This is a genomic window from Sphingopyxis sp. 2PD (assembly GCF_005503695.1).
Lineage (GTDB): Bacteria > Pseudomonadota > Alphaproteobacteria > Sphingomonadales > Sphingomonadaceae > Sphingopyxis.
The window spans coordinates 1-13,520 of the sequence record NZ_SCMU01000013.1; the positions used below are offsets into that span (position 1 = coordinate 1).

Here is a 13,520-nt window from a genome sequence, read left to right on the forward strand (position 1 = left end):
CCCCACCACCCGCCGCCGCTCCCGCCGAAACGGCCAAGCCGCCGGTCGCGCTGCAATATCTCTATGGTTCGGCCGAGGCGGCGATTGCCGTTCGCGCGACCAATGCGCGGATTGCGGATTATGCCGCAGCGCGGGTCAAGCAGCGCCCGACCGACAGCGTCATCCTTGCCGCCGGAGCGACAATGGACGCGCCGCGCTTTGAACCGTGCGGCAACAAGCCGTTCGCGGCGGTGTTCGACGCCGACGAGACGCTGATCTGGAACCTTGGCCCGATGCGTTATTTCGCCGAAAAAGGTTCATCATATGACCCCAAAATCTGGGACCAGTGGGAAAAGACCGGCGCGGGCAAGGCGGTCGCGATGCCCGGCACGGTGGAGATGCTGGCCAGGCTGCGCGCGGCGGGCATCACCGTCGTCGCCAACACCAACCGCAGCGCCGCCAACGCCAAGGGCAGCGAGGATACGCTGCGCGCCGCCGGACTGGGTGATTTCAAGCATGGCGAGACCCTGTTCCTGATGGGCGACGACGCCAGCGGCTCGAGTAAGGACGCACGCCGCGCGACGATCGCATCGCGTTACTGCATCATCATCCTCGCGGGCGACCAGCTCGGCGATTTCAGCCAGCAGTTCAATGTCAAGGACCTGCCCGCCGCGCAGCGCACGGCGCTCGCGACCGGCCTCGGCGCAACCGCGCTTTGGGACAAGGGCTGGTTCCTGTTCCCCAACTCCGTCTATGGCCCATGGGAAAAACTGGGCTGGGACGACACCTTCCCCTCCGACACCAATTGGGAGCCGAAATAATGCCTTGGACCCGCGATGACATGGCGGCGCGCGCCGCAAAGGAACTGCAGGACGGCTATTACGTCAATCTGGGGATCGGCATCCCGACCCTGGTCGCGAACCATATCCCGGCAGGGATGACGGTGACGCTCCAGTCGGAAAACGGCATGCTCGGCATCGGCCCCTTTCCCTATGAGGGTGAGGAAGATGCCGACCTGATCAATGCGGGCAAGCAGACGATCAGCGAGCTGCCGCAGTCGGCCTATTTCAGCTCGGCAGACAGCTTCGCGATGATCCGCGGTGGCCACATCGACCTCACCGTGCTCGGCGCGATGGAGATCGCTGAAAATGGCGACATCGCCAACTGGATGATCCCCGGCAAGATGATCAAGGGCATGGGCGGCGCGATGGACCTAGTCGCCGGGGTCAAGAAGATCATCGTCGTGATGGAGCACAACGCCAAGGACGGCAGCCCGAAGTTCATCCCCGAATGCACCCTGCCGCTGACCGGCCAGAACGTCGTCGACATGATCATCACCGACCTCGCGGTGTTCAAGCGCGACGACCACAGCAGCCCGTTCAAGCTGATCGAGCTCGCGCCGGGGGTGACGGCGGAAGATGTTGCTGCCAAAACGACGGCAAGCTACTTGTCCTGAATGGATGACAAGCCACCGCCCCGTTCCCGGCTCCGTCTGGACAATTTTTCGCGGGCCTTGGCGGGCCTGAGAGAGGCAGTCGAACTGCGCCAGAGCCGTCCGCTGAGCGAACTGGAAAAGGCGGGGATGGTCCAGCGTTTCGAGATTGCATGGGAATTGGGCTGGAAGCTGCTGGCCGATCGGCTTGCGGAAGAGCTGGCACCACCCGAAGCGCTGACCCCGGCATCGACCATTCGCGCCGCGCATGCTGCCGGGATGATTGTGGCCGCCGACGAATGGCTGGCGATGGGCAAGCTGCGCAACCAACTGTCGCATACCTACAGCGAGCCAATCCGCGATCAGGGTTTAAAACTGATCGCCGAGCAATTCCTTGCGATACTGACCGCGCTAGAACGGGATGCCGATGCGCGTCGAGTATGACGCCATCGGCCTGTCGGTCGATGATATACGCATCGTCGCCAAGGTTCTCTCGCCGTACGCCGATCAGATCGACCGGGTGAGCCTCTATGGCTCGCGCGCGGCGCGGACGTCGCGGCCCGGCTCCGATCTCGACCTTCTCTTGAGCGGACCGATCGATTTGCGCGCCATGCTGAATCTCGGCGTTGCGTTTGAAGAAAGCGACCTCTCGGTAGCGGCCGATCTGAAACATGAGCGGGATCTGATCGACCCGCGCGTTCGCGACGAGATTTTGAAGCAGTGCCAGCTGCTCTTTACCCGCGACGACTTGTTGAACCTCGAACAATGAATGCGCCGCGAACAGAGGTGAACGCGCATGTCTGACGTTGCCGCCAACCCCGGTTCGACGTGGCTGCTCATCGGGGGCGGGCTGTCGGTTGTGGCGGCGCTGCTCCATATCGCGTGCATTTTCGGCGGTCCCGACTGGTATCGTTTCTTTGGTGCCGGAGAGGGCATGGCGCGCGCGGCGGCGCGGGGTGACTGGACCCCGACGCTGATCACCCTGGCAATCAGCGCAGTGCTGCTGATCTGGGCTGCTTACGCCTTTTCGGGCGCGGACGCCCTCCCGCGTCTGCCGCTGCTGCGCACCGGGCTCGTGACCATCACCGCCATCTACCTGATCCGCGCGCTGATCTTTGTGCCGCTCCACCTGTGGCGACCGCAACACAGCGACGCTTTCGCGATCTGGTCGTCGGCGATCGTTCTCCTCGATGGGACAGTCTATGCCATCGGTACGGTCAAAGCCTGGCGTTATCTGGCGACCTGAGACCCTCCGGGGGTGACGACGGGGACAGCAGCGGCTAAGACAGCCGCAACTATGAGGTCGCAGCTCAAACCAGTTTCCATGTCGCGCGTCGTCCTGATCCTGATTGCGGTTACTGCATTGGGATTTTCGGGCTGGTTCGGCATTCACGCGATCGGCGGGAAGCAGCCGCTCGACAGCGTTCCTATTCCGATGACCGCGCCGGAAAACCTGCCACAGACCCCGGCGCAGTGGCGCGGGCGGATCGATTATCGCGCGCTCGACCGGCAGCTCACCGACCTTGCGCAACGGCCCGAAATGGCAGGGTTGGCGGTGGCAGTCGTCGAAGACGGCGAGCTGCGCTTTGTCCGCGCCTATGGTGTTTCGGACGTAACAACGGGGGCGCCGGTGACCGCGCAAACGCTGTTCCGCTGGGCTTCGGTTTCGAAAACCACGACCGGGGTGATGGCGGCAGCGCTCGCGAAAGACGGCACTCTCGATCTCGACCGCCCGGTCGCCGCCTGGCGCACGTCGCTGCGCTTGCCCCGCGGCGCCGAGGCGCAGGTGACCCTGGACGACCTGCTCGCCCAGCGCACCGGGCTCACCAAAAACGCCTATGACGAGAAGCTGGAGGAAGGGCAGAACCCGGCGCAGATCCGCACCGGCCTCGCCGCGGCGCCGCTCCAATGCGACCCCGGCACGTGCCACACCTATCAGAATATCGCCTTCGACGCGGCGACCGAGATTTTGAGTGCGGCGGCGGACAAGCCCTTTTCCAGCGCCGTCGAGGATCGGTTTTTCCTGCCGCTTGGCATGGTGAGCGCCGGTTTCGGGATGGAGCGGCTGACCGGCGCTGCCGACTGGGCCAAGCCGCATCGCGGCCATCGCGTGCTCCCGGTCAAGGAGGCCTATTGGCGCGTCCCCGCCGCCGCCGGGGTCGAAAGTGACATCGTCGATTTCGCGAAATGGATGCAGGCGATGATGGGCGCGCGCCCCGACGTGCTGCCGCAATCGGTGTTGCAGCTCGCCCACCGCCCCCGCATCGGCACCGCGAAACTCTATGGGGGTAATTTGCGCCAGGCGATGGGCGATGCCGCCTATGGGCTCGGCTGGCGCAGCTTCACCTATGGCGGTCACCGGCTCGAAGGCCATTCGGGCGCCGTTGCGGGTTACCGCGCGACGATGATTTTCGAACCCGCGACGCGGACCGGCGTCGTCGCGATGTGGAACAGCGACTGGGGTTTCCCCTTCCGCATCCCGTTCACGGTGATCGACAGCTATCACAAGCGCGACGACGCGGGGTGGCTCGACCTTAGCGAACTGCCGCCCGCAAGGAACGTCGCCGCGGCAGCGGCGCCGGTCAACGGAATTCCGAAAGGCTGACGCGCGGGATCTGGTTGCGCGCCGGCGTGCCGCTTGGCTACGGCGCGCGCGCAACAGCAAGAGGAGGATCATCGATGCGCGTGCTGCTCACCGGATCGTCGGGCTGGCTGGGGCGCTATCTCGCTCCCTTGCTCAGCCAGAATGGACATAGGGTCGTCGGAGTCGACGTTGTACCGGGTACCCACACCCAGGTTGTCGGCACGGTTGCCGACCGTGCCCTCGTCGATCGGACCATGGCTGACCATGGCATCGAAGCGATCATCCACGGCGGCGCGCTGCATAAACCCGACATCGTCCGCTATCCGCGGCAAGCCTTTATCGACGTCAATGTGACCGGTACGCTGAACCTGATCGAAGCCGCGGTCGCAGCGGGCAATGATCGCTTCCTGTTCACCTCGACCACCTCGCTGATGGTGCGCGCCGACGTCCGCGCGGGCGCGGGCGACGCGGGCGCGTGGTGGATGGACGAGGATTTCGGTCCGCTGGAGCCGCGCAATATCTATGGCATCACCAAGCTCGCCGCCGAGCAGGCCTGCCGCCTTGTCCACCGGGAGCATGGCATCAATGTCGCGATCCTTCGCACCGGGCGCTTCTTTCCCGAGGATGACGACACCCATGCGGTGCCTAGCGGGCCGAACCTCAAGGCGAACGAATTGCTCCACCGCCGCCTGACGGTGGAGGATGCGGCGGCGGCGCATCTTGCCGCACTGGAAGTGGCGCCAACCATCGGCTGCGACACCTTCATCCTCTCTGCGCCGCCGCCGTTCGGGCGCGAGGACGCCGCCGAAATCGCCCGCGACGCGCCCGCGGTCATCGCGCGCTATTTTCCCGATGCGGCCCGGCTTTATGCGCACGCGGGCTGGGTGCTTCCCGACCGGATCGAGCGCGTTTACGACCCGTCGCGCGCCGAACGTCGGTTCGGCTGGCGGGCGCGGACCGATTTTGGCAGCGTGCTGACGGCACTCGCCAAGGGGGGGCCGCTGCCCATCGCACACGACCCGGCCTACACCTCCCCCATCATCCGTCAGGAGCGCGAAGCATGTACGAGCTGATCACCGCCAACCGCAATTATTCGAGCTGGTCATTGCGCCCGTGGGTGCTGATGACCGCGCTCGGCATCGCGTTTCGCGACCGGGTGGAGCCGTTCACGAAGCCCACCAATTACAAGGATTTCCGCAGCTTCTCGCCGACCGGACAAGTGCCTGCGCTGCTACACGAAGGGCGCACCGTCTATGACTCGCTCGGCATCACCCTCTATCTCGCCGACCGGCACGCGGGGGTGTGGCCGACCGACCCCGATGCGCGCGCGTGGGCGCAATGCGCCACGGCCGAAATGCACAGCGGCTTTGCGGCGCTGCGTAACGATTGCACGATGAATGTCGGGGTCCGCGTGACGCCCAAGCCGATGTCGGACGCACTCCAGGCCAATGTCGCGCGGATCCGCGAGCTGTTCGAGGAGGGGCTGACGAAGTTTGGCGGGCCGTGGCTCGCCGGGCCGGATTTCACCGCGGTCGACGCCTTTTTCGCGCCGGTCGCGTTCCGTATCCGTACCTATGGCCTCGACGTCGGTGCCGGGCAGGCGTGGGTCGATCAGATTCTGGCGCACCCTGCGATGCTGGAATGGGAAAGGCAAGCGCTCGCCGAAAGCTGGCGCGAGGTCGGGCATGAGGAAGAATTGCGCGCGTGCGGCGCGATTACCGCGGATTACCGGACGGCTTAGAAGCACCGTCGCCCCCGCGGAGGCGGGGGCCGCAAGCGGTTTACGCGGCGATGCCCGGCAATGCCGACAACGGCCCCCCGACTTCGCGGGAGCAACGGTCAATCCACCAGCGCCTCGCGCACGACCGCAATCCCCGCCGCGCGCTGCGCCTTCAATTCGGCCTTCAGCTTCGCCGGATCGCGCGCAAAGACGAAGCCGAAGCTGACCCCGCCTTCCTTGCCGATTGTCGCATGGTGCAGCTTGTGCGCCTGCACCAGCCGCTTTGCATAGCCGCGCCGCGGCACCCAGCGGAAATAGCGTTGATGGACCAGCCCGTCGTGCACGACGGTATAGATGACGCCGTAAAACAGCACCCCCAGCCCGATCCACGTCCCCGGTTCCCACGCACTGGCGCCCATGATCATCGGGCTGCCCACCGCGAACATCGAAATGCTCAATGCTGCACCGAACAGTCCGAACAAGTCGTTCTTTTCCAGCAACTTGTCATGCGGTTCATGATGGTCGCGGTGCCAGGCCCAGCCAAAGCCGTGCATGATATATTTGTGGCTGCCCCAAGCGACGAATTCCATCGCGATGACTGTGGCGAGGATGAGCGCGAGGATGGCGAGCGTGGTCATGCGGGCATTATAGACTATCTCGTCGCCCCTGCGAAGGCAGGGGCCGCTGTCGGTTTACGCGGCCAAGCTGATCAAGGCCGACTACGGCCCCTGCCTTCGCAGGGGCGACGACGCTCAACGACCGAAAATTGCGTTTTGGATCGCCACTCGCTTGCATTGTTATCCTACAGGCTTAAGTGAACCGCATGACTCGCTCCCGCACCCTGTATGAAAAAATCTGGGACGCGCATGTTGTCGAACAGCGCCCCGACGGCACCTGCCTGATCTTCATCGACCGCCACTTGGTCCATGAAGTCACCAGCCCGCAGGCGTTCGCCGGGCTACGCGCGAGCGGGCGCACCGTGCGCCGCCCTGACCTCACGCTTGCGGTTCCCGATCACAACTTGCCGACGACGCCGCGCCGCGATGCGAGCGGCAACCGCCTGCCGATCGCCGACGCCGAAAGCGCGGCGCAGCTTGCGGCGCTGGAAACCAATGCCCCCGCATTCGGCATCCGCTATATCGATGCGGTCGCGCCCGAGCAGGGGATCGTCCATGTCGTTGGTCCCGAACAGGGATTTTCGCTGCCCGGCACAACGATCGTCTGCGGCGACAGCCACACCGCGTGTCACGGCGGCATCGGCGCGCTGGCGTTCGGGATCGGCACCAGCGAGGTCGAGCATGTGCTGGCGACGCAGACCCTGCTGCTCCAGCCTGCCAAAACCATGGAAGTGTGCGTTGAGGGCGAAGTCGGCCCGGGCGTGACCGCCAAGGACATCATCCTCCACATCACCGGCGTGATCGGCGCCGCGGGCGGCACCGGTCATGTCATCGAATATACCGGCAGTGCGATCCGCGCTTTGTCGGTCGAGGGCCGCCTGACGGTCAGCAATATGGCGATCGAGGGCGGCGCACGCGCCGGACTGATCGCGCCCGACGACGTGACGTTCGAATATCTGAAGGGCCGTCCCTATGCGCCGAAGGGCGCCGACTGGGACGCCGCAGTCGCCTATTGGACCAGCCTCGCGACCGATCGGGGCGCGACTTACGACAAGACCGTCGTCATCGACGCCGCCGACATCGCGCCCAGCGTCACGTGGGGTACCAGCCCCGAGGATGTCGTGCCGATCACCGGCACCGTCCCCGATCCGGCGAGCTTCGCCGATCCGTCGAAGCAGGCCGCCGCCGCCAAGTCGCTCGCTTACATGGGCCTCGAACCCGGCACCCGGATGCAGGACGTTCAGGTCGAGAATATCTTCATCGGCAGCTGCACGAACAGCCGCATCGAGGATCTGCGCGCCGCCGCCGCCGTGCTGAAAGGGCGCCACAAGGCGGCGGGGGTCAAATGGGCGATCGTCGTCCCCGGATCGGGGCTGGTGAAAGCACAGGCCGAAGCCGAGGGGCTCGATCGCATCTTCACCGACGCGGGGCTGGAGTGGCGCGAGCCCGGCTGTTCGGCCTGTCTTGGCATGAACCCCGACAAGGTGCCCGCTGGCGAACGCTGCGCCAGCACCAGCAACCGAAATTTCGTCGGTCGCCAAGGTCCGGGCAGCCGCACCCATCTGGTATCGCCCGCAATGGCGGCGGCGGCGGCGGTCACCGGGCGGCTCACCGACGTGCGCGAACTGATCGACTAAGCGTGAAAAGAAGGAGCGGAATGGCATGATCTGGAAAGCTATCGCATCGGCCGCAGCGGCATTGGCGCTGGCGACGCCCGTCCTGGCGCAGGACAAGCCCGCCGCTGCGAAGGTGAGCCTGACCCGCCTCGATTGCGGCACGGTGCGCGTCAACCGGCTCAATGCCTTCTCGGACACCCAAGCCTATCCAGGGCAAAGCCGCGACCTGACCGTCGGTTGCTACCTGATCCGCCACGGCGACCAGCTGATGCTATGGGATCTGGGCCTGCCTTCGGCACTGAAGGGCGCGGCGTTCACCGCGACGGGCGACATGTCGGCCTCGGTTAACCGCACCCTCGTCGAACAGCTGGCCGAACTTGGCATCACGCCGGGCGACATCGACGTCGTCGGTATCAGCCATTTCCATTTCGACCATATCGCCCAGCTTCCCGATTTCCCCGGCGCAAAGCTATACATCGGCAAGCACGATTGGGATTTGCTTACCCAGAACCCACCACCCGCCTTTGTCAATCCGACCCCTTTCACGCACTGGATCAGCGGCGGCGGCAAGGTCGAGCCGGTGGCGCGCGATCAGGACATTTTTGGTGACGGCAGCGTCGTGATGCTCGACATGCCCGGCCATACCCCGGGTCATCACAGCTTGCTGGTAAAGCTGGCGGGAATGGGGCCGGTGCTGCTGACCGGCGATCAGGCGCATTTTCAGGAAAATTACGACAGCGATGGCGTGCCGACATTCAACACCAACCGCGCCGACACGTTGGCGTCTTTTGGCCGGTTCAAGGCGCTAGCCAAAAACCTGAAAGCCACCGTGATCATCCAGCACGAACCGCGCGATGTCGGTAAGCTGCCCGCATTTCCGAAGGCCGCCGAATAGCATGACGCCGATCGAAAAAGTCGAAGGCCGCGCGATCCCGTTCGGGCTGAAGAATGTCGATACCGACGTCATCATCCCGGCGAAATGGCTAAAGACGATCAGCCGCGAAGGGCTGGGCCGCGGCGCGTTCGAGACGCTGCGCGCCGACCCCGACAATCTGTTCGACAACCCCGAATTTGCGGGCGCGCCAATCCTGATCGCGGGCGACAATTTCGGTTGCGGGTCGAGCCGCGAACATGCCGCTTGGGCGCTCGGCGACCTTGGCATCCGCGTTGTCATCGCGCCGAGCTATTCGGACATTTTCTCCGGCAATGCGGTCAAGAACGGCATCCTGCCCGTCGTGCTGCCGCAATCGGCCATCGACCGGTTGATGGAGGTAGCGGCGACCGATCCGATCCATGTCGATCTCGACACCCAGACGGTGACGACGCCGTTTCAGGACCGCTTCCGCTTCGACATCGACCCGTTCCGCAAGATGTGCCTGCTGAACGGGCTCGACGAGATTTCCCTGACCGAAAAAAGCGAAGCGGCGATTGCCGCGCATGAGAAAAAAATGGCGACGGACCAGCCCTGGCTGATCCCCGCGACACTATGAGGAGAAGATGATGAAGGCTCTCTTGTCGACCGCCACCGGCGGCCCCGAAACGCTGGTTCTTGGCGAGCTGCCGCGGCCGACCGCGGGCGCGGGCCAGATCGTCATCGACGTCAAGGCCTGCGCGGTCAATTTCCCCGACACGCTGATCATCGAAGACAAATATCAGTTCAAACCCGCGCGCCCCTTCGCCCCCGGCGGTGAGGTCGCGGGCCTGGTGGCCGAAATCGGCGAAGGCGTGACCGGGTTCAACATCGGCGACCGCGTCATCGCGGGCTGCGGCAATGGCGGCATGGCCGAAGCCGTCGCGGTCGGCGTCCACAATGTCTATCACCTCCCCGAAGGCCATGACTTTGCGGGCGGCGCCTCGCTGCTGATGACCTATGGCACCAGCATCCACGCGCTCGTCGATCGGGGGCATATCCAGGAAGGCGACACTTTGCTCGTGCTTGGCGCGTCGGGCGGGGTCGGCATCGCGGCAGTCGAGCTGGGCAAGGCGTTCGGCGCGCGAGTCGTCGCGGGCGTGTCGAGCGAGGAGAAGGCCGATATCGCGCGGCAGGCCGGCGCCGACGAGGTGGTGATCTACGGCCGTCAGCCGTTCGACAAGGACCAGTCGAAGGAGCTCGCGAACAAGTTCAAGGAAGCCGTCGGACCGGGCGGCGCCAATGTTATCTATGACGCGGTTGGCGGCGACTATGCCGAACCCGCGCTGCGTTCGATCGCGTGGGAAGGCCGTTATCTCGTCGTCGGCTTCCCCGCCGGCATCCCGCGCCTGCCGCTCAACCTGACCTTGCTCAAAAGCTGCGACGTCGCGGGCGTGTTCTGGGGCGCCTTTGTCGCGCGCGAGCCCGAACGCAACCGCGCGCATGTCGCGCGCCTGTTCCAGCTGTGGGAACAGGGCAAGATCAATCCGCGCGTCACTGGCACCTATCCCCTCGCCGACGGCGGCCAGGCGATCGCCAAGCTCGGCGATCGCAGCGCGGTCGGCAAGCTGGTCATCACGATCTGAAATATCGGCCCGATCCCGCGCTGACGGCGGCGCTGCGCGATCTCGCGGCGTCGACCGGACGGCTGGAGGTGCGGGTGACGCCGGGCGCCGGACGCGACGACGTGACGATCGACGGACCCACGGTTCGCCTGCGCGTCATGGCACCCCCTGCCGACGGCGCCGCGAACGAGGCGGTCATCGGCCTGCTCGCTGCGGCGCTCGGCCGCCCGCGCCGCGACCTGACCCTGCTGCGCGGGGCGACGGCACGGAAAAAACTGATCGCTATCGCGCCCGATTGATCGGCGCGAATTAACGGTTTCGCAGGGGCTGTGCCCTATGACTGACCACAGGACTATCTTGGTCAGGGTACAACCATGGCGACTCGCCGCGTAAAGGCTGACGAAAGTAACGCGAGCATCGCGAATATTTCGCGCACCCGCCGCGCACAGCTGGTTGCCGAGTTCGAAGGCGAACTGGGCATCGATTACAAGGCGCGCGCAAAGGCGGCCGAGGCCGAACGCCGCTGGCAAGCCCGCAAGACCTTCATCGTCTGGACGATCGCGCTGATCTTTTTTAGCATCGCGTGCCAAAAACTGTGGATCATGGGTCAGGACGTCGACCAGCCCTTCTCGGACGTCAACCTGTTCGAAAGCTGGTTCTAGACCGCATTACCAAATTTTGGTAAACTCGGGCCATGGCAATCAAGAACACCTCGGTCGCCTTGAGCGACGAATTGGCTGACTATGCGCGGAGCAAGGTTGCGTCGGGCGAGTTCGGATCGGTCAGCGATGTCGTTCGCGATGCCTTGCGTCGTGCCGCCGAACGCGACCTTCGCATTGCGCGTCTCAGGCAGCTCGTTCAGGAAGGCGAAGAAAGCGGCCCGGCGCGTCCGTTCGACTGGGATGCCTTTATGGCCGAAAAATTCCCGAATGCTTGAGATTGTGCTGCGGCCACGCGCCAAAGCCGACCTTTTGGATATCGCCGATTACACCATTATCGAACATGGCGAGAAACAGGCGAAGCAATATATCGACGACATCCGCCGACAAATCGGGTCCGCCGCACGATTTCCGGGGATCGGGAGTGGCGCGTTCGGATTGCCCCAAGCTTATCGCAAGATCAGATCAGGGTCGCACCGGGTAATCTATCGCTACAATGAAACCGAACTTATCTGGTCCGCATCCTCCACCAGCGCGAGGACGTCCCCGACGAGATTGAGGACTTTTCATAGGGCGAGGACAAATTGGCCATTATCTGGCGACAACCCGACGCCGCGCTTCCATCAATAAACCCGCGCCTTCGGCTTGATATACTCGACGTCGTCCGACAGCGTATATTCGTGCACCGGCCGGTAATCGAGGCGGACGCCGCCGCCCTTGCCGCCCCAACCGTCGAACCACGCCACGGTGTGCTTCATCCAGTTCGCGTCGTCGCGGTTCGGGAAATCTTCGTGCGCGTGCGCGCCGCGGCTTTCCTTGCGGTTGTATGCCGAATGCATCGTCACCGTAGCCTGGCTGATCAGATTGTCGAGCTCGAGCGTTTCGACAAGGTCGGTGTTCCAGATCAGGCTGCGGTCGGTGACGCCGACGTCGTTCATCCGCTGATAGGTCTTGGTCAGCTTTTCCTTGCCCTCGGCCATCAGCTCGTCGGTGCGGAACACCGCGGCGTGCGCCGACATCGCGCGCTGCATTTCGGTGCGGATTTCCGCGGTCGGCGATCCGCCCTTGGCATGGCGGAAATGGTCGAGGCGGCCGAGCGCCAGGTCGGCGCTGTCGGCTGGCAGCGGCTGCTGTGCTGCGCCCGGCTTGATGATGTCGCGCAGGCGATGCCCGGTGGCGCGGCCAAATACCACGAGGTCGATCAGGCTGTTCGACCCGAGGCGGTTCGCGCCATGCACCGACACGCACGCCGCTTCGCCGACCGCGAACAGGCCCGGCACCACGGTGTCGGGGCCATCCTTGCCCAGCGTCACGACTTCGCCGTGATAGTTACAGGGGATGCCGCCCATATTATAATGGACCGTCGGCACCACGGGCAGCGGCTGGCGCGTCAGGTCGACGCCTGCGAACACCTTGCCGCTTTCGGTGATCCCGGGCAGCCGCTCGGCCAGCACCGCGGGATCGATATGATCGAGGTGCAGGAAGATATGGTCGCCGTGCGGGCCGACGCCGCGGCCTTCGCGGATCTCAAGTGCCATCGAACGCGACACAACGTCGCGCGACGCCAGATCCTTCGCCGACGGGGCATAGCGTTCCATGAACCGCTCGCCTTCGGAATTGGTGAGATACCCACCCTCGCCCCGCGCGCCTTCGGTGATCAGCACCCCGGCACCATAAATGCCGGTCGGGTGGAACTGGACGAACTCCATGTCCTGCAGCGGCAGCCCCGCGCGCAGTACCATGCCGCCGCCATCGCCGGTGCAGGTATGCGCCGACGTCGCGGTGAAATAGCTGCGGCCATAGCCGCCCGTCGCGAGCACGACAGCCTGCGAACGGAAGCGGTGGATGCTGCCATCGTCCATGCACAGGGCAATGACGCCGCGGCACACCTTGCCGTCGGGGCCGTCTTCCATGATCAGGTCGAGCGCGAAATATTCAATGAAGAAGTCGGCGTCATATTTCAGCGACTGCTGATACAGCGCGTGGAGCATCGCATGGCCGGTGCGGTCGGCCGCGGCGGCGGTGCGCTGGACCGGCGGGCCTTCGCCCATATTCTGCATATGGCCACCGAACGGACGCTGATAGATCGTGCCATCGGCATTGCGGCTGAACGGCACGCCGGCATGTTCCAGCTCGTACACCGCGGCGGGTGCCTCGCGGACCATATATTCGATCGCATCCTGGTCGCCGAGCCAGTCCGACCCCTTGACGGTGTCGTACATGTGCCAGGTCCAGTGGTCGGGCGAATTATTGCCCAGACTGGCCGCGATGCCGCCCTGCGCCGCCACCGTGTGGCTGCGCGTCGGGAACACCTTGGTGATGCACGCGGTCTTCAGCCCCGCTTCGGCAGAGCCCATCGTGGCGCGCAGGCCCGAACCCCCGGCGCCGACGACGACGGTGTCATAGATATGGTCGATAATCTTGTAAGCGTCGGTCAT

At 64.8% G+C, this 13,520-nt stretch carries 18 protein-coding genes; 16 read left to right on the plus strand and 2 right to left on the minus strand.

Translation table 11 applies throughout. The features are described from left to right. From FFS18_RS10670 to FFS18_RS10705, 8 genes are all read left to right on the plus strand, one after another. A partial coding sequence (locus tag FFS18_RS10670) for an HAD family acid phosphatase (protein ID WP_137870801.1) occupies positions 1–800 on the plus strand: 800 nt, incomplete at its 5' end. Then, entirely contained in the window at positions 800–1,435 is a 636-nt protein-coding gene (locus FFS18_RS10675) for a CoA transferase subunit B (RefSeq protein WP_137870802.1), read from the plus strand. The genes FFS18_RS10670 and FFS18_RS10675, both read left to right, overlap by 1 nt. Continuing rightward, the gene (locus tag FFS18_RS10680; protein WP_137870803.1) at positions 1,436–1,855 is read left to right on the plus strand and encodes an HI0074 family nucleotidyltransferase substrate-binding subunit; all 420 of its coding nucleotides are present in this window, start codon (positions 1,436–1,438) and stop codon (positions 1,853–1,855) included. It begins immediately after the preceding gene. Then, a complete protein-coding gene (locus tag FFS18_RS10685) occupies positions 1,839–2,180 on the plus strand; it encodes a nucleotidyltransferase domain-containing protein (RefSeq protein ID WP_137870804.1) in 342 nt (113 codons plus the stop codon). The genes FFS18_RS10680 and FFS18_RS10685 overlap by 17 nt, the downstream gene beginning before the upstream one ends. Before the next feature lie 27 nt (positions 2,181–2,207). Continuing rightward, on the plus strand, positions 2,208–2,657 hold the full coding sequence (locus FFS18_RS10690; RefSeq protein ID WP_137870805.1) for a hypothetical protein: 450 nt from the start codon (positions 2,208–2,210) through the stop codon (positions 2,655–2,657). Between the two features lie 78 nt (positions 2,658–2,735). Then, entirely contained in the window at positions 2,736–4,016 is a 1,281-nt protein-coding gene (locus FFS18_RS10695; RefSeq protein ID WP_137870806.1) for a serine hydrolase domain-containing protein, read from the plus strand. A gap of 74 nt (positions 4,017–4,090) precedes the next feature. Then, positions 4,091–5,068: an NAD-dependent epimerase/dehydratase family protein gene (locus FFS18_RS10700; protein ID WP_137870807.1), complete on the plus strand. Its 978-nt coding sequence runs from the start codon at positions 4,091–4,093 to the stop codon at positions 5,066–5,068. After that, the gene (locus FFS18_RS10705) at positions 5,056–5,736 is read left to right on the plus strand and encodes a glutathione S-transferase family protein (RefSeq protein WP_137870808.1); all 681 of its coding nucleotides are present in this window, start codon (positions 5,056–5,058) and stop codon (positions 5,734–5,736) included. The genes FFS18_RS10700 and FFS18_RS10705 overlap by 13 nt, the downstream gene beginning before the upstream one ends. Before the next feature lie 98 nt (positions 5,737–5,834). Here the strand turns inward: FFS18_RS10705 and FFS18_RS10710 are convergent, their stop codons facing one another. After that, positions 5,835–6,353 carry a sterol desaturase family protein gene (locus FFS18_RS10710; RefSeq protein ID WP_137870809.1) on the minus strand — a complete coding sequence of 173 codons (519 nt, stop codon included), beginning with the start codon at positions 6,351–6,353 and terminating at the stop codon, positions 5,835–5,837. Between the two features lie 185 nt (positions 6,354–6,538). Between FFS18_RS10710 and leuC the strand changes: the two genes are divergently transcribed. From leuC to FFS18_RS17900, 8 genes are all read left to right on the plus strand, one after another. After that, entirely contained in the window at positions 6,539–7,969 is a 1,431-nt protein-coding gene (gene leuC / locus FFS18_RS10715; protein ID WP_137870810.1) for a 3-isopropylmalate dehydratase large subunit, read from the plus strand. A 25-nt stretch (positions 7,970–7,994) separates the two neighbouring features. After that, the gene (locus tag FFS18_RS10720; RefSeq protein WP_171005287.1) at positions 7,995–8,843 is read left to right on the plus strand and encodes an N-acyl homoserine lactonase family protein; all 849 of its coding nucleotides are present in this window, start codon (positions 7,995–7,997) and stop codon (positions 8,841–8,843) included. Between the two features lies 1 nt (position 8,844). After that, positions 8,845–9,438, plus strand: coding sequence for a 3-isopropylmalate dehydratase small subunit (leuD, locus tag FFS18_RS10725; RefSeq protein ID WP_137870811.1), 594 nt, complete (start codon positions 8,845–8,847; stop codon positions 9,436–9,438). Positions 9,439–9,448: 10 nt separating this feature from the next. Continuing rightward, positions 9,449–10,444, plus strand: coding sequence for an NADPH:quinone oxidoreductase family protein (locus FFS18_RS10730; protein WP_137870812.1), 996 nt, complete (start codon positions 9,449–9,451; stop codon positions 10,442–10,444). A 68-nt stretch (positions 10,445–10,512) separates the two neighbouring features. Continuing rightward, complete coding sequence (locus FFS18_RS10735; RefSeq protein ID WP_349304048.1) at positions 10,513–10,722, plus strand: DUF167 domain-containing protein; 210 nt, start codon at positions 10,513–10,515, stop codon at positions 10,720–10,722. 75 nt (positions 10,723–10,797) lie between these two features. Further along, complete coding sequence (locus FFS18_RS10740; protein ID WP_137870814.1) at positions 10,798–11,085, plus strand: hypothetical protein; 288 nt, start codon at positions 10,798–10,800, stop codon at positions 11,083–11,085. A 32-nt stretch (positions 11,086–11,117) separates the two neighbouring features. After that, positions 11,118–11,360 (plus strand): type II toxin-antitoxin system ParD family antitoxin, encoded by a 243-nt coding sequence (locus FFS18_RS10745; RefSeq protein ID WP_120215302.1) that lies wholly within the window; start codon positions 11,118–11,120, stop codon positions 11,358–11,360. Then, positions 11,353–11,712: a type II toxin-antitoxin system RelE/ParE family toxin gene (locus FFS18_RS17900; RefSeq protein WP_171005288.1), complete on the plus strand. Its 360-nt coding sequence runs from the start codon at positions 11,353–11,355 to the stop codon at positions 11,710–11,712. The genes FFS18_RS10745 and FFS18_RS17900 overlap by 8 nt, the downstream gene beginning before the upstream one ends. Here FFS18_RS17900 and sdhA read toward each other — a convergent pair. Next, positions 11,706–13,520 carry a succinate dehydrogenase flavoprotein subunit gene (gene sdhA, locus FFS18_RS10755; protein ID WP_137870816.1) on the minus strand — a complete coding sequence of 605 codons (1,815 nt, stop codon included), beginning with the start codon at positions 13,518–13,520 and terminating at the stop codon, positions 11,706–11,708. The genes FFS18_RS17900 and sdhA overlap by 7 nt on opposite strands.

Coding starts and splice junctions, on each gene's coding strand:
- FFS18_RS10685 (WP_137870804.1), top strand. CDS start 1,839: ATGCGCGTCGAGTATGACGCCATCGGCCTGTCGGTCGATGATATACGC.
- FFS18_RS17900 (WP_171005288.1), top strand. CDS start 11,353: ATGCTTGAGATTGTGCTGCGGCCACGCGCCAAAGCCGACCTTTTGGAT.
- FFS18_RS10680 (WP_137870803.1), top strand. CDS start 1,436: ATGGATGACAAGCCACCGCCCCGTTCCCGGCTCCGTCTGGACAATTTT.
- leuD (WP_137870811.1), top strand. CDS start 8,845: ATGACGCCGATCGAAAAAGTCGAAGGCCGCGCGATCCCGTTCGGGCTG.
- FFS18_RS10720 (WP_171005287.1), top strand. CDS start 7,995: ATGATCTGGAAAGCTATCGCATCGGCCGCAGCGGCATTGGCGCTGGCG.
- FFS18_RS10700 (WP_137870807.1), top strand. CDS start 4,091: ATGCGCGTGCTGCTCACCGGATCGTCGGGCTGGCTGGGGCGCTATCTC.
- FFS18_RS10710 (WP_137870809.1), bottom strand. CDS start 6,353: ATGACCACGCTCGCCATCCTCGCGCTCATCCTCGCCACAGTCATCGCG.
- FFS18_RS10690 (WP_137870805.1), top strand. CDS start 2,208: ATGTCTGACGTTGCCGCCAACCCCGGTTCGACGTGGCTGCTCATCGGG.
- FFS18_RS10730 (WP_137870812.1), top strand. CDS start 9,449: ATGAAGGCTCTCTTGTCGACCGCCACCGGCGGCCCCGAAACGCTGGTT.
- leuC (WP_137870810.1), top strand. CDS start 6,539: ATGACTCGCTCCCGCACCCTGTATGAAAAAATCTGGGACGCGCATGTT.
- sdhA (WP_137870816.1), bottom strand. CDS start 13,520: ATGACCGACGCTTACAAGATTATCGACCATATCTATGACACCGTCGTC.
- FFS18_RS10740 (WP_137870814.1), top strand. CDS start 10,798: ATGGCGACTCGCCGCGTAAAGGCTGACGAAAGTAACGCGAGCATCGCG.
- FFS18_RS10745 (WP_120215302.1), top strand. CDS start 11,118: ATGGCAATCAAGAACACCTCGGTCGCCTTGAGCGACGAATTGGCTGAC.
- FFS18_RS10705 (WP_137870808.1), top strand. CDS start 5,056: ATGTACGAGCTGATCACCGCCAACCGCAATTATTCGAGCTGGTCATTG.
- FFS18_RS10675 (WP_137870802.1), top strand. CDS start 800: ATGCCTTGGACCCGCGATGACATGGCGGCGCGCGCCGCAAAGGAACTG.
- FFS18_RS10695 (WP_137870806.1), top strand. CDS start 2,736: ATGTCGCGCGTCGTCCTGATCCTGATTGCGGTTACTGCATTGGGATTT.